The organism is Bacteroidales bacterium, assembly GCA_023229505.1.
Lineage (GTDB): Bacteria > Bacteroidota > Bacteroidia > Bacteroidales > JAGOPY01 > JAGOPY01.
The window spans coordinates 1-14,536 of record JALNZD010000026.1; the positions used below are offsets into that span (position 1 = coordinate 1).

Below are 14,536 nucleotides of genomic sequence, written 5' to 3' on the forward strand. Positions count from 1 at the left end.
TATGAACATGAGAATACCATCTAAAATCTTATAAAAAAGAACGAAATGTAGTGGCACAAACCTCTATGCAAGCCATTACTGTGCTGTATATAAATCAATTACAAAAATGAAGTGTCAAACTCGGGAAAGTTTGTAGTATCCAGATAATCAGCATTCACAGGAAAGAGTCGAATATTGGTAGAAAACAGGTAAGATCATTATCGTGAAATAATTCTGTATAATAGACTCAACGAATCCCTTTTATGGCTGTAAGGCATAAATTGATATTACTCGCATTGTTTAGCTTTATGACCAGGGCCGGCTACAGCCAGCCCTGGTACTTCAATGAAGTTTATAACCCGAATGGCACCTGGGCTATTGGAGGGGGTATCATCGGTATGAATAACGGATATTTCGGATGTGCCTTATCTGGCGACAGTATTTCAGATTATTACTATAATACCTCTACGTTTATAATTAATCCCGAAGGAGAAATCACCTCCTGGAAAAATTTTGGCAAAGATGGATGTGACTTTTGGGCCGGTGATGAAGGAGGATTGACAATAAATAATAATTGTTACGGACTATTCGGCACAGTTGATGACTATTTAAACGATTCAATATATGGCCTTTTTTACAAGTTTGATAATTCTGGCGATACGATCTTGACGAAAACATTCACCAGTGATTCTGATACTATTTTCGTTGGAAGAATATGCACAACAACAAATGACGGAGGTTTTGCACTATTAGGCAATATTTCTGGTAACGAAGCTAATAAAGATATAATTCTTATTAAGACTGACTCCAATGGCAATGAATTATGGAGGAACCAATATGGATCTGATAGTAGTGATTGGGCTAAAAGTTTAATTCAGACATCTGATAATGGGTATGCAATAGGTAGTTGGAGACGTATCCCGTATATAGGGTATGAAGAAACTGCAGATCCGATTGTCTACAAAACCGATAGCCTGGGTAATTATGAATGGTTCCTCAATCTGGGTGGTCCGTTCCTGGATGATAAGCCCATGCTTTGTAACAGCCAGGATAGTTGCATCATTGTGCTGACTGCTTATGCAGATTCTATGATCACCCCTGAGTATGCTTATACGCGTACAAATTTGATTAAAATTAGTTTACAAGGTGATATCCTATGGAATAAGAAATATAAAACAAGTCAAACATTAAATTATATTTCTAATATTATTTGTTTAGAAAATGGTGATCTTTTAGCTTGTGGCGATTCCAGGATTTCGACATATTTACCCCACGCAGGTTGGCTTTTCCGTTTTAATTCAAATGGAGATAGTCTTTGGTACCGTGATTATTTTTACTATCCTGAAGACCCAAGTTTTGGAACTAATTATTTATATGATGTATCACAGACATCAGATAATGGATTTGTGGCTACCGGGCAGGCTTATACATTAGATCCACCCAATAATGTACAAAAAATGTGGGTATTGAAAGTTGATAGTGTAGGATGTGAAATTGAGAATTGCTGGGTGGGGATTGAGGAAGAACAAGAGCATGGAGGCATGGAGGCATGGGAGCGTGGAGGGTTGTTCTTATGGCCAAACCCGGCAAGGGATCAGATTCAGGTACGATTTTACATGGACGATGGACGGTTTTACAAGGATTTGGGATTGGAGATTTATGATATTTTCGGGAGAGAAGTGGGAGAGATCAATCTTCCCTCCCCCGCTGTGGGGGAGAGCCAGGGTGGGGGCTGGACAGTCGATGTTTCCGCCTACCCGCCGGGAATTTACCTCGTGAGGCTGAGGGATGGGAAGTTGGTGCGGGCAAGTGCGAAGTTTGTGGTGGTCAGGTAGTCAGCGGTCGGCGGTTGGTTATTGATGGCTAGCAATTTTAAAATCCGGATTGCTTTCGGAAGAACTTCGGAGAAGTTCCATATTTATAGAACTGGTGGCATCACAATAAATCTTTCCCCTCCCGCGATAATCCTGGTTTTCCCTTCCAATATTGGCATGGGAGGGGAATAAGGGGAGGGCAGAAAACACATGTTCCATTGTGCATTTCGCATTTTACATTTAATTTGATGATCCCCTACGGGGAATCGGTACTACGCGTATATTGCAGTTCTACAGTACTTTATCAACTACGCAGAATTACCCATCGCATCGGATAATGACAACATTCTGACCACTTTCTGACCACCTTATGAAAACCTTCTGACTACTTTATGACCACCTTATGACAACTTCCTGACCTTTATTTTGCTTTCCAACAAAGGCAGGTTATCTTTGTAAAATAAATCTCTTTCATTATGATAAGGTCCATGACAGGATTCGGTAAAAGTCAGGTTGATCTTCCCGGCAGGATTATCACGGTAGAGATCAGGTCGCTGAACAATAAACAACTCGACCTGAGCTTCAGGGCCCCGTCTGTTTACCGTGAAAAGGAGATGGCTACCAGGTCGCTGATAGCGCAGCGGTTGGAACGGGGTAAAGTGGATGTCAACATTAACGTTGAATCAAAGAATGACCAGCCGGTAATGTCGATCAATAAAAATATAGCCCTGCAATATTTTGAACAGTTGAAAGACCTGGCTGCTTCTATTCCAGAAAACCAGCACAGTGACCTTTTATCAATACTTGTCCGTATGCCGGATGTACTGAAATCCGAAAAGGAAGAATTTTCGGAAGAAGAGTGGGTTCTGATCAGCCAGGCACTCTCAGCAGCCATTGATGAGGTGGATAAATTCCGCATAGCTGAAGGGACGATTTTACAAAAGGATTTTGTTTTCCGTATTGAACGTATTCTTGCTTTACTCAATGATATTGATCCCCTTGAAAGTGTAAGAATAGCAAATATCAAAACTAAATTCGAAATGCGCCTGGAAGAAATCAGCCAGGATAAATCCTACGACCGGAACCGGCTCGAGCAGGAGCTGATCTATTATTTTGAGAAGCTGGATATCACTGAGGAAAAGATCAGGCTTCAAAAGCATTGCGAATTTTTTATCCTGACCCTGCCTGAGTTGGAATCTCCGGGTAAAAAGCTTGGGTTCATTACCCAGGAAATAGGAAGGGAAATCAACACACTGGGATCTAAAGCGAATGAGGCCCAGATACAGATGATCGTGGTTCAGATGAAGGACGAACTGGAAAAGATCAAAGAACAATTGGCCAACATACTTTGAGGTGAAAGGTAAATTTATCATCGTCAGCGCTCCCTCAGGGGCAGGAAAAACATCGATCGTGAGGCGCCTGCTGAAGGCCGGCCTGAATCTGGAATTTTCCGTTTCATCCGCCAGTCGCCCACCACGGGTAAATGAAATAAATGGTAAAGATTACTTCTTCATATCCATTGAAGAGTTCAGGAATAAGATCAGGAATGGCGAATTGCTCGAATGGCAGGAGGTATATGCGGATCAATACTACGGAACACTAAAATCAGAAGTCGAAAGGATCTGGAAGAACGGTCACCATGTGCTCTTCGACCTGGATGTGCAAGGCGGTATAAACCTGAAGAACCTGTATCCTGATATCTCCCTGGCCTTATTTATCATGCCACCATCGCTGGAAGAACTGGAAAAACGCCTGAGGCTGAGATCAACAGAGAACGAGGAAAGTCTACAAAAGCGATTGGAAAAAGCCGGTTACGAAATGACTTTCTCAGGAAAATTCGATAAAATCATAATAAATGATAATCTCGAAAAAGCAACCAGTGAAGCTATCCGGAATATCAGCCTATTTCTGAAATCATGACCGACTCGCCAAAAATAAAAAAAGTGGGGCTCTTTTTCGGATCTTTCAATCCCATTCATACCGGTCATATGATCATTGCCGGTTATATGCTCGGGTTTACCGATCTGGATGATGTCTGGATGGTAATTTCACCGCATAATCCGCTAAAGGAGAAGAAAACCCTGCTGGCCGACCATCACCGGTATGCGATGGTACAGATCGCCGTTGAAGATAACCCCAGGCTTAGGGCCTGCAACATGGAGTTTAAGATGCCACAGCCTTCTTACACCATAGATACGATGGTCAGGCTGGAAGAAAAACATCCCGATCACCAGTTCGTGCTGATCGCAGGGACCGATATCTTCCCGACTTTTCATAAATGGAAGAATTACGCGACACTTCTTGAAAATTACAAATTCTACATTTACCGGCGCCCCGGTTTTGATGCAGGACCTTATGCCTCACATCCCCATGTTGTCATCTTTGATGCTCCGCTGATGGAGATCTCGTCCAGTTTTATCCGCCAGGCTGTTATTGATGGAAGAGACATCCGCTATTTCGTTCCCGATAAGGTTTATGAATATATAATTGAGATGCATTTCTATGAGAAATAAGCAAGTTTTATTGGTTTTATTCCTTATCCCGGGAATTTTGCTGATTAGTTGTGCCCGTCAGGGTTCGCCTTCCGGCGGCCCAAAAGACATTACCCCCCCGGAGGTCAGGTCTGCATTCCCTCCTGACCGTTCGGTTTCTTTTAATGCAAAGAAAATCACGATCTCCTTTGATGAATTCATCCAGCTCAAGGATCCGGCAAAAGAGATCTTTATTTCACCACCAATGAGAACCCGGCCGGAATTCAAAACTATTGGAAAGAATATCACGGTGGAATTTATGGAGGAACTGAAGCCGAACTCAACTTATACGATCAATTTTGGAAATTCGATCATCGATTATTCCGAGAATAATCCCCTTACAAATTTTGAGTATGTGTTTTCTACCGGGGACCATATCGATTCTTTATCCATAAGCGGAATAGTCATTAATGCTTTCAACCATCAGCCTGAAGTTGAAATTATCGCAATGGTTTATACAGATGAGAATGATACGATTCCGCTGGATTCGCTTCCCTTGAAAATTCCGCCAAGAAGCGCATCTAAAACGACGGAAGACGGCTCATTCAGAATAAACAACCTTGCACAAGGTCAGTATAAGCTTGTTGCATTGCAGGATTTAAATAACAATTACATATTTGACCTCCCGAACGAACGCTTTGCTTTCCTGGACAGCCTGATAACGATAGCACCCCCCGAACCAATCATTGATACTGCCGTATCCACTAATAACGACACAATTTTACCACCAGCTTTCCAGATCGTTCCGAAAGAATCATTTACACTTTACTTATTTGAAGAAATAGATTCCACTCAAAGATTGCTGAGCAAGAAACTGTTTGGCAGCAGTTTGCTACAGTATATTTTCCGTATGCCGGTGGATTCTGTTGAGATCTCCCCGGTAGATTTTCAACCTGCCCGTCCTGATTGGTATATACCGGAATTTAACAAAACGAAAGATACCTTGAATTTCTGGCTGAGGTCCGGCCTTCCGGATACGATCAGGGTGAGAGTCAGCGCCGGTGATTCCCTGGTTGATACAACAAGGTTTTTTCCCGGCAGAACAACTCCGGCCCGGCCCGGAAAGCGAAGAGAATCAGCAAAGGAAGGATTGAAGGTCAATTCAAGCGCTTTGACAGGCCTTTTAGACCTTAACAAGCATTTCAGTCTTTTCTTTGCCAGCCCGATCCAGTATTTTGACCCCGGCAAACTCACCCTCTATACTTCGACTGATACCCTTGTTCCATTGTTTTCCTTTTCCGATTCGCTCCGGAGAAAAGGTGATTTGTCATATAAATGGCTCGAAAAGGAAGCTTATAAATTACTGATTGAAGATTCTGCATTCTGCGATTTGAGCGGATTATATAACGACAGCATTACTATCGTATTTAAAGTAAGGGCGTTGGAAGATTATGGCATTTTAATGATGGATATTGCATTACCTGAAAAATCAGGTCAGTACATCCTTCAGCTGTTGGATGACAAAGAAAATGTAATGCAGGAAAAAACCTTGACCAATACAGGCATAAATCGGTTCGAATACCTGAAGCCAGGAAATTATATGCTAAAAGTTATTTTTGATGCCAATTCGAACGGGAAATGGGATACGGGGAAATATAACAAGAATTTATTGCCGGAGCGTGTGGAATACTATATGCCTCCGCTCAGCATAAGGGCAAATTGGGATCTGCAGGAAGAATGGAAGTTGCAATAATCTGATTATTCGTCATTGCAACGGTTCAGGCAATCAACTATTTCGGTAAGCACCTTATTTTTAATTGAATAAAAAATCTTTTTGCCATCACGCCGGGATGCAAGCACTCCTTTATTTTTCAGGATATTAAGATGGTGAGAGGCCGCAGCCTGCTCAATCTTCAGTTTTTTGTAAATATCCGTAACGCTCATTTGATTGCCGTCATGCAATAATTCAATGATAGCAATCCGCATCGGATGGGCCATGGCTCTTAGCTTACTGGCAGCCTGTTCGAGCTTTTCAATTTGTATCTGAACTTTTCCCATATTTATAAATTTTTTGCTAAAATATAAAATTACATTCCAGCTTTATAAATATATATATATATTTTATGTTATTTATATCTATTCTAAAAAAACAGGCGTGAATTTAAAGCTTCCTCCGTCAAAAAGACCTTTGTCGCTAAGTTTAAGTTCAGGGATCACCAAAAGGGCCATAAATGAAAGTGTCATAAATGGTGCCCTGAGTTTAGTCCCTAATGACCGTGCTTTCTGATCAATCTGTTCATATTTTGCAGCGATTTCAAAACCATCGGCTTCTGACATGAGCCCGGCGACAGGAAGCGGCAGGTGATAAATATTTTCTCCATCGACACAACAGATCCCGCCTTTTGAATCCACAAGGGTATTGACAGCTTTTGCGATATCTTCGTCCTTCACGCCAACTGCAATGATATTATGGCTGTCATGGGCAACCGTGGAAGCAATAGCTCCCCACTTCAGGCCGAAGCTCCTGATGAATGCCACGGCAGGTGGTACCGGCTTATAACGGTTCAGAACAGTAATTTTAAGAATATCGCTTTCGGGATCGCTGACCACATTATTATTTTCGACTTTTGTAACCTCCGTTAACTCATGGGTAATTAACTGCCCTTCCAGGGCCTCAATGACCCTTATCTTTTTCCCAAGTGGTTTAACAGCAAGCTCTTCCGCCGATATCCGGCGGGCTTCAAAACGGTTAACCGGATTTTCGCTTACAGACCGGATGAGGCTTTTCCCATTATCTGCCACGAGCATTCCATCGATATAGGTCTTTAAAACATTGAAAATCCCGGGATCATCAATAACGATAAAATCCGCAGGATCACCGGGTTGCAAAAGGCCGGTGCCAAGGTTATAATGTTTTTTGGGATTCAGGGTACAGGCTTTGATGACTGATATGGGATCATAGCCTTTTAAAATTGCCCTACGGGCGATGTCATTAATATGCCTGCGCAATAAATCATCGGGATGCCGGTCATCGGAGCAGAACATGACCTGGTCAGGGAAAGCATCCAACAACGGGGCCAGGGTATCAAAATTGCGGGCAGCGCTGCCTTCCCGGATCAGGATGTTCATGCCAAATTTTGCCTTCTCTATTCCTTCCTCAAGTGTAAAACACTCATGATCGGTCGAAATGCCTGCCTGGATATACTTGCGTGCTTCCTCGCCCATAAGGCCCGGAGCATGGCCATCGACCGGCTTTCCATATTTCCTGGCCAGGGCCAGTTTGGCCATCACGTTTACATCTCCCATTAAAACTCCGGGAAAATTCATCATTTCCGACAGGTAACCGATCTCATCCATCTGCAGCAACTCATCAATTTCATCAACTCCCAGGCTTGCCCCGGCCGTTTCAAATGGAGTGGCCGGCACACAGGAAGAGGCGCCAAAGTAAAATTTGAACGGGACTTTTTTCCCGTTTGCGATCATAAACCTGATCCCTTCCACACCAAGCACATTGGCTATTTCATGCGGATCGGAAACCGTGGCCACTGTTCCGTGGATTACAGCTAAACGGGCGAATTCCGAAGGAATGAGCATTGAACTCTCAATGTGGATATGGGCATCAATCAATCCCGGAAGAATGTATACCGATTCTTTCACCGGCTCTTCCTTCACAGTAGTGATCTTTCCATCACTAACCTGCACTGTCCCGGGAAATATCCGGCCACTGACCACATCAATTATCCTTCCCTCAACAGAAAAAGAATTTTCTTTCATAATTAATTGGTTATAGGTACAAAGTTAGGACTTTTTATTGATAATCTTATTGGCAAGCTGTCCGCAGGCTGCATCTATATCTTTGCCGCGGCTTCGCCTGATGTTGACAACCAGGTTTTTACGATCGAGGAAATCTTTAAAAGCTTCCGTCCGCTCCTGTCCGGAGTCTTCATAAGGTACATTCTCCACCGGATTGTACTGGATCAGGTTGATCTTGACGGGGAAGTTTTTGCAGAATTCAGCCAATGCCCTGGCATCGGCCATTGTATCATTGAAACCCCTGAGCATCACATATTCAAGGGTTATACGGGTGTGGGTCTGCTCATGAAAGTATTTCACTGCTTCGATCAGGTCATCAAGGGTATTCCGCAAGTTATAAGGGATGATCTGGTTACGTTTTTCATTAACGGCAGAATGTAAAGAAAGGGCCAGGTTAAACCTGACTTTATCTTTTCCAAGCTGCCGGATCATCGGGGCGATACCGACAGTTGAAACGGTAATCCGCTGGGGTGACATCGCCAGGCTGTCTTCCGCGGTAATTTTTGCAACAGATTGCAGTACATTATGATAATTCAGCATTGGTTCACCCATTCCCATATAGACGATATGGCTGAGTGCCTGGCCATACTCCCGGCGGGCAGTCTCACCAATAATGGCAACCTGGTCGAATATTTCATCGAAATTGAGGTTCCTGATATAGCGGATCATTCCGGTAGCGCAGAATTTACAGGCCAGGTTGCAGCCGACCTGCGAGGAAATGCAGGCCGTCATCCTGGTACCTGAAGGGATCAGCACGCCTTCGATAATATGCTCGTCGAAGAGCTTAAACGACATTTTGATGGTCCCATCCTCACTCTTCTGGGTAGTATTGATTTCCAGTGCATTGATGGTATAATGCTGTTTAAGCAAATCCCTTGTTTTAAGAGAGATATCAGTCATCTGGTCGAAAGAGCGGGCTGTTTTCTTCCATAGCCAGTCGTAAACCTGCCGGGCCCGAAAGCGTTCCCCTCCTTGTTCCCTGAAAAATTTTTCCAACTCGGCCAGGGTTTGGGTTCTGATATTGATAATGTCTTTGTTCAATCTTTATCATTTTTAAAAACCGGGATCAGATCCAGTTCGTGTTGCTGAAAATACTTCCGGGTTTGTTTAAAATCTTCAGAGATACCTAATAAAAATCCACCGCCGCCGGATCCGCAGAGTTTCATTTTAAAATCACTGCGTTGAAGGCCTGATTCCCAGATAGCTTTCATATTTGAGGGGATCATTTCAGGAAGAAATTCAAATTGAAAAGTTGATAAATCAGCCAGGTGACTGAAGAATGGTTCCATTTCGCCTTTCAACAATGTTTCAATACAACCATTATTCGCCGGGATAAACACCTCCCTCACGCGTTTTATAAATTTCTCTTCCTTACATCTTGCAAAAAACAGATTGACCAAAGGGCCTGTTTTACCAAGGGTACCGGAATCGACGAGAAAAATGGCGCTATTGGCACCAAATTTATCCCTGGGAATACCCACTGTTTCTATCTGAAGTTTATTTCTGATCAGCAGCGGGTGGCGGATGTAACATAGTAATGGGTCGAGACCGGAGCTGACACCGTGAAAGTAAGATTCCATCCGCGAAAAAACTTCTTTCAGATCTGATATTTCCGTCCCGGTCAATATCTTCCTGTTTTTGACGCCCTGTAAAACATACTGGTCATAAACCGCGGCCACAAGGGCACCTGAACTGCCTATGCCATAGCCCTGCGGGATATTTGATTCGAAGTAAAGGCCTTTATTGATATCATTTTCAAACCGTTCCAGATCAAGTTTAAACCTGGAACCTGATCCATTTTGCAAATCTTTTAAATACTGCAGATAATCCCTCAGGTGCTTGTTTGACTCAACTGCCAGTTCATACTTTGTATATTGCTCCTGGTTGACGAATCTAAGCTCACCGGTAAAATGGGCGTAAGGTATGGTAAGTCCCATCGAATCGCAGATAACACTGTATTCGCCGAACAACATGATCTTCGCGTAAAATACCTCACCCTTCATTTTCCAAATTTCAAGTTTCAAGTTTCATGTTTCAGAATTTAATTTCTCCGGACCACTACCAATCCCGTCATCTATCCATTTTTCATCTTCGCAGTAATTCACCAATTCTTCATTGATCCATTTCCGAACGGCCAGGTTATGTAGTGCCGGATATAGCATGTGGACATTAGGGCCTGCATCCAGGGTAAAGCAAACAGGGATCTTCGTTTCTTTTCTGAACATCCGTATGGCATTAACAATATTCAGGGTGTTAGGTTCAATAAGCAGATAAGACTGATATGAAGACATCATCAGGGCATGCAGGTTTAAGGCTTCAGATTCAGTTATCCTGATGAACCCGTCAAAATCCCCGGAGCGGAGAGCTTTTGAAAGATCCAACATATTGGTCATAGCCATTTCATAACGTGGTCCGGCGAAGGGATGGCCCTCCATCAGGGAATGTCCTGCCCGGCTGCTTACCTCTTTTTCCTTACTGCTGACCACCAGGATCGCATCTTTCATGCCTTTGAATACCGGGTTCACCTCATAAGGCACCGGGATAGCGAATTCATCGGATGTCCCGGTAAGTTTTGGTACATATCCCCAAATCACATATCCTCCGTAAACCGACCGGCAGGCACTTCCGGATGCCAGCCGGGAAAGTCGGGAGGCTTCCTGCAGGAACGGTTGCTGCGGTATGGAAATCCCGCTAAAGCGGGATAGAAAGTCAGTTGCGCAGAGTCCCAGCGCACTCATACTTGAAGCCGAGGATGCGATACCTGTTGAATGGGGAAATGTGTTGGAACTGGAAATTCTGAAAGTGAATTCATTCAAAAATGGATATTCTGTAAATAAAGACTGGAGGTAAAGGGCAATTTTTTTCTCAAAATTCTCCTGTTTCCTGCCTTCAAATAAGAATTCAAGCCATGGAACGCCTGCTTTTTCATCCTTCGGCCAGAATTCCAAAGTCATCTCAGTATAAGCCCTGCTTAGGGTCATGCTCAATGAAGGGTTTGCAGGTATCTGGACCTTTTTCTTCCCCCAATATTTGACCAGGGCGATGTTTGAAGGGCTTCGCCAGGATATTTTACCAGATTTAAATTCGCTATGTTCTATCATTCTATAACCAGGAAATGAAGGTACATAATATTCAATTTTTATTTTTGAATTTTCAATATATAATCTCATCCCATGTGAAAATAACCGTCATACCTTTTCCGGCAAAATATTTCCTTACTTCTTCCTGATTCATTTCAGTCACTGCCATCACGAAATCGCCACCCCAGGCCCCGAGCGATTTTATTTCTCCGTTGAAATCCGGAAAGGTTTCCTGTTTTACAACTGGCAGGCCAATGGCAGCAGAAATCGTCTCTTCATGCAAACGCATGACCGATAAAAAATCTTCGAAATCATCTGCATTAACTAAGGCATCGGTCAGGTTTGATACTTTGAGGATTATTTGATCATCCTTGAATGGCTGTGCCATGAATTTCCTGACACTTTCCTGGGAATCCTGTTTCCGCCCTAAATAAATAAAAAATAAATGATCAGCGAAAGCAGGTTTGAAGTACACTTCATGAATTTCGTGGTGCTTATCCTTCAGTTGATATATTATTGGCTGGCTTGCCCTGGCGCAAAAAACGTCGTACCCGGAACCCTGGAATGAGCTCCGGTATAAAGCATAAGGATCGACATCCAGCCAGTAAGCAAGGTTTGAAACCAGGGAAGAACTGCTTCCAAGGCCCCAGCGGATGTCGAAATTAATGTTGTTGCGGATAGAGAAACCCTGAGAGGTCAACCCAAGTTCTGGCTGTAGCTTCCCTCCCTCTTTCAATAAATCACGGATGAAAAAAGCCGTTTTTTGATCGGAAGAATCAAGGATTGTCATATCCTTCAAGCGGAGCCGGGCCGTAAACCAAATTTTATCCAGGACGTACGTTTCCCATTCCAGAATTCCAGGTGGAGAAATTTCATGTACAAGCATCCGCTGACCGAATTTCAACGGCACGGCCAATGCTTTTGCGCCATACAGCACAAAATATTCACCGGAAAGAAGAAATTTGCCCTTTGAATAAAACTCTCCGCTTCTCAATTGTCAGCTTTTTACACCCAGGATATGAGACCTGTGGTTATTGATGAAGTCGGTGACTGATTTGAACGACACCTTGTGGTTTATAAAATATTCGACTGCTTTTTGTTTTTCTTCCTGCGTGGCGGCATAAAAATTAAGAATATTGAAGAGGTGCATTTTCATGTGGCCCACCTGGATTCCTTTGGTTACAAGCGATTTAACAGCCCCGAAATTATTAGACAGGCCGGCAGAAGCAGCGATCATCATCAATTCCCTTGCACTCGGGTTACCGAGCATTTCGAGGGAGAATCTGGCCATGGGATGAAGCGATGTCAATCCGCCAACTGTTCCCATGGCAAGCGGGACTTTAAGTTCATAATGAAAAATGTCGCCTTCGAGCGCAAGATCAGTAAGACTTTGATACTTACCACTCCTGCAGGCATAAGTATGGGCGCCTGCCTCGATAGCCCTGAAATCGTTACCGGTAGCCAGTGCAAGGGCATCAATCCCGTTGAAAATCCCTTTATTATGGGTGGCGGCGCGATATTCATCGACTTTGGCAATCTCGATGGCTTTCTGGAATTTCCAGGCAAATTTCTCCGGGCTCATTTCACTATCATTGGGCAGCAGCTCTTTAATATCGCACTCGACATATGCCCTGACCAGGCAATCCGGTGTATAGTTCGATAATATAGACATGATGATCTCGCAATCTTTTTCCTCTTCCTCAAACCGGGGACTTTTCACCAGGAATTCTTTCAGCAGACGTGCAAACTCTTCCAGGACCGAATTGATGAAATTGGCACCCATCGAATCGACTGTCTCAAAAGATACCTTGAGCTGGTAATAATCCTCGATTTCTTCATTCATTTTAATTAACAGAATATCAAGGATACCTCCTCCCCTGCCTTCCATATTTGAAGTTATACCTTTAGTGCCGGCCAGCAGGGCGCGTTTCAGCTCAGGCATGGCTTTTTCCAGTTTATCAGGGTTACCTTTCCACAGAAAATGCACCTGCCCTATCTTTTCCGTTGAGATCACTTCAGCATGGAACCCGCCGCGCTCGGCCCAGAATTTAGCGCTGCTCGAGGCGGCAGCTATGACCGAGCTTTCCTCGATGACCATGGGGACCATATAGTTCTTGCCATTGATGAGGAAGTTCGGTGCAATCCCAAATGGAAAGTAAAAATTGGATAAGGTGTTTTCGCTGAATTCATCGAACAGGGTTTGCTTTTGCGGGTCCCGGTGCCAATATGATTTAAGTTCCCGCAGGACCTTTTCGGGGTGATCAAAAAAGCTGGCGACAAGCTTGAGTTTCTCCTCCTTGTTCATCTTGGAGAAACCGTTGATGATACCATTAATGTTCATCTGTCAGAATCCTTAATTACAAAATAGGCACGGGCAAGTTTAATCCCTTCTATCTGGTATTCCACGAATTTTTTTAATTCCTCATAAGATTGACTGGCATATTTCAGGAATCCCGATGCTTGCCCATATATTGCAGGTAATTTACAGCGATTGATGAGATAATACCCGTCAAGAAAAGAGCGGATACCTCCGGAAATAATGATTTGCCGGCACCTGACCGTCGTATTATTATCATCCAGTATTTCATTGATCAGATCTGTCATTTCAAAAGCATCATGGCCGATCCGGCTGACTGGTTCATAATATTGCTGTTTAAACTCGTCGGAACGAAGCAATTCCACTTTTGCAAAATTTGTCCCACCGAAAGCGGCCATTTCAATGGCTTCAAGCGGAAGTTCCAGTAATGCCCGCAGGCTCTCCGGCCCCATACCCTGTCCCACTTCTTTTACTATGACCGGGTGGCTGGTCATTTTCAGGTACGACCTGATCGTATCAATGGGTGGCTGACTGAACAGGTTACCTTCAGGCTGCAACCATTCCTGAAGCGGGTTGACATGAATGATGAGGCCATCAGCCCTGAGTTTTTCTATTAACTGGTCAACAGGGGAAATATCATCTTTTAGAACCATTTCTTCCAGTTGTGCAATCCCAAGATTGGCATAGAATGGAAGATCATTTCCAATCGTATCCCTTATATCGAAATCGGAAAAATGATCATCACTTTCCAGCAACGGGCGACAGGAACCAAGACCCATACCCAGGCCAAACTCCCGGCATACCTGCGCAAGGTTGCGGTTAATCTGACCAGCAAGACGGGTTCCGCCGGTCATGCTTGATACCCATATTGGCGCCCTCAACATCTTGCCCAGGAATTTAAATGGAACCAGGCCGGTAACCGGATGTTTAGCCATCAGGGGTTCATAGAAAAACCTTCTGTCGATCTCTTCCATTCCGGTTTTCGCCTGGAAAGCAAGGTTGATATGGTCTTTTTTCCGGTCAGTCATTTTATTCCATTAAATTACATTTTTCATGGATACA

The 14,536-nt window shown here is 43.6% G+C and carries 13 protein-coding genes; 5 read left to right on the top strand and 8 right to left on the bottom strand.

The genetic code is table 11. The features are described 5' to 3' along the window. The first annotated feature begins 242 nt into the window (after positions 1 to 242). The 5 genes from M0Q51_10275 (at position 243) to M0Q51_10295 (ending at position 6,017) form a co-directional block, all read left to right on the top strand. Positions 243 to 1,814 (top strand): T9SS type A sorting domain-containing protein, encoded by a 1,572-nt coding sequence (locus tag M0Q51_10275; GenBank protein ID MCK9400360.1) that lies wholly within the window; start codon positions 243 to 245, stop codon positions 1,812 to 1,814. Positions 1,815 to 2,269: 455 nt separating this feature from the next. Beyond that, positions 2,270 to 3,145 (top strand): YicC family protein, encoded by an 876-nt coding sequence (locus M0Q51_10280; protein MCK9400361.1) that lies wholly within the window; start codon positions 2,270 to 2,272, stop codon positions 3,143 to 3,145. Position 3,146: 1 nt separating this feature from the next. Continuing rightward, entirely contained in the window at positions 3,147 to 3,713 is a 567-nt protein-coding gene (gene gmk / locus M0Q51_10285; GenBank protein ID MCK9400362.1) for a guanylate kinase, read from the top strand. A gap of 23 nt (positions 3,714 to 3,736) precedes the next feature. Further along, positions 3,737 to 4,306, top strand: coding sequence for a nicotinate (nicotinamide) nucleotide adenylyltransferase (gene nadD, locus M0Q51_10290; GenBank protein MCK9400363.1), 570 nt, complete (start codon positions 3,737 to 3,739; stop codon positions 4,304 to 4,306). Continuing rightward, on the top strand, positions 4,296 to 6,017 hold the full coding sequence (locus M0Q51_10295) for an Ig-like domain-containing protein (GenBank protein MCK9400364.1): 1,722 nt from the start codon (positions 4,296 to 4,298) through the stop codon (positions 6,015 to 6,017). The genes nadD and M0Q51_10295 overlap by 11 nt, the downstream gene beginning before the upstream one ends. Positions 6,018 to 6,022: 5 nt before the next feature. Here M0Q51_10295 and M0Q51_10300 read toward each other — a convergent pair whose 3' ends face one another. The 8 genes from M0Q51_10300 to M0Q51_10335 form a co-directional block, all read right to left on the bottom strand. Further along, on the bottom strand, positions 6,023 to 6,322 hold the full coding sequence (locus M0Q51_10300; GenBank protein ID MCK9400365.1) for a metalloregulator ArsR/SmtB family transcription factor: 300 nt from the start codon (positions 6,320 to 6,322) through the stop codon (positions 6,023 to 6,025). A 78-nt stretch (positions 6,323 to 6,400) separates the two neighbouring features. Beyond that, positions 6,401 to 8,038: an adenine deaminase gene (gene ade / locus M0Q51_10305; GenBank protein ID MCK9400366.1), complete on the bottom strand. Its 1,638-nt coding sequence runs from the start codon at positions 8,036 to 8,038 to the stop codon at positions 6,401 to 6,403. Between the two features lie 24 nt (positions 8,039 to 8,062). Further along, positions 8,063 to 9,118: a 23S rRNA (adenine(2503)-C(2))-methyltransferase RlmN gene (gene rlmN, locus M0Q51_10310; GenBank protein MCK9400367.1), complete on the bottom strand. Its 1,056-nt coding sequence runs from the start codon at positions 9,116 to 9,118 to the stop codon at positions 8,063 to 8,065. Beyond that, the gene (locus M0Q51_10315) at positions 9,115 to 10,080 is read right to left on the bottom strand and encodes a hypothetical protein (protein ID MCK9400368.1); all 966 of its coding nucleotides are present in this window, start codon (positions 10,078 to 10,080) and stop codon (positions 9,115 to 9,117) included. Before M0Q51_10315 ends, rlmN begins: the two co-directional genes overlap by 4 nt. A gap of 24 nt (positions 10,081 to 10,104) precedes the next feature. Continuing rightward, positions 10,105 to 11,247 carry a hypothetical protein gene (locus tag M0Q51_10320; protein MCK9400369.1) on the bottom strand — a complete coding sequence of 381 codons (1,143 nt, stop codon included), beginning with the start codon at positions 11,245 to 11,247 and terminating at the stop codon, positions 10,105 to 10,107. Continuing rightward, positions 11,231 to 12,151, bottom strand: a complete 921-nt coding sequence (locus M0Q51_10325) for a GYDIA family GHMP kinase (GenBank protein MCK9400370.1) — start codon at positions 12,149 to 12,151, stop codon at positions 11,231 to 11,233. The genes M0Q51_10320 and M0Q51_10325 overlap by 17 nt, the downstream gene beginning before the upstream one ends. A 3-nt stretch (positions 12,152 to 12,154) precedes the next feature. Further along, positions 12,155 to 13,498, bottom strand: coding sequence for a hydroxymethylglutaryl-CoA reductase, degradative (locus M0Q51_10330; protein ID MCK9400371.1), 1,344 nt, complete (start codon positions 13,496 to 13,498; stop codon positions 12,155 to 12,157). After that, complete coding sequence (locus tag M0Q51_10335) at positions 13,495 to 14,502, bottom strand: hypothetical protein (protein MCK9400372.1); 1,008 nt, start codon at positions 14,500 to 14,502, stop codon at positions 13,495 to 13,497. The genes M0Q51_10330 and M0Q51_10335 overlap by 4 nt, the downstream gene beginning before the upstream one ends. Between the last annotated feature and the right edge of the window lie 34 nt (positions 14,503 to 14,536).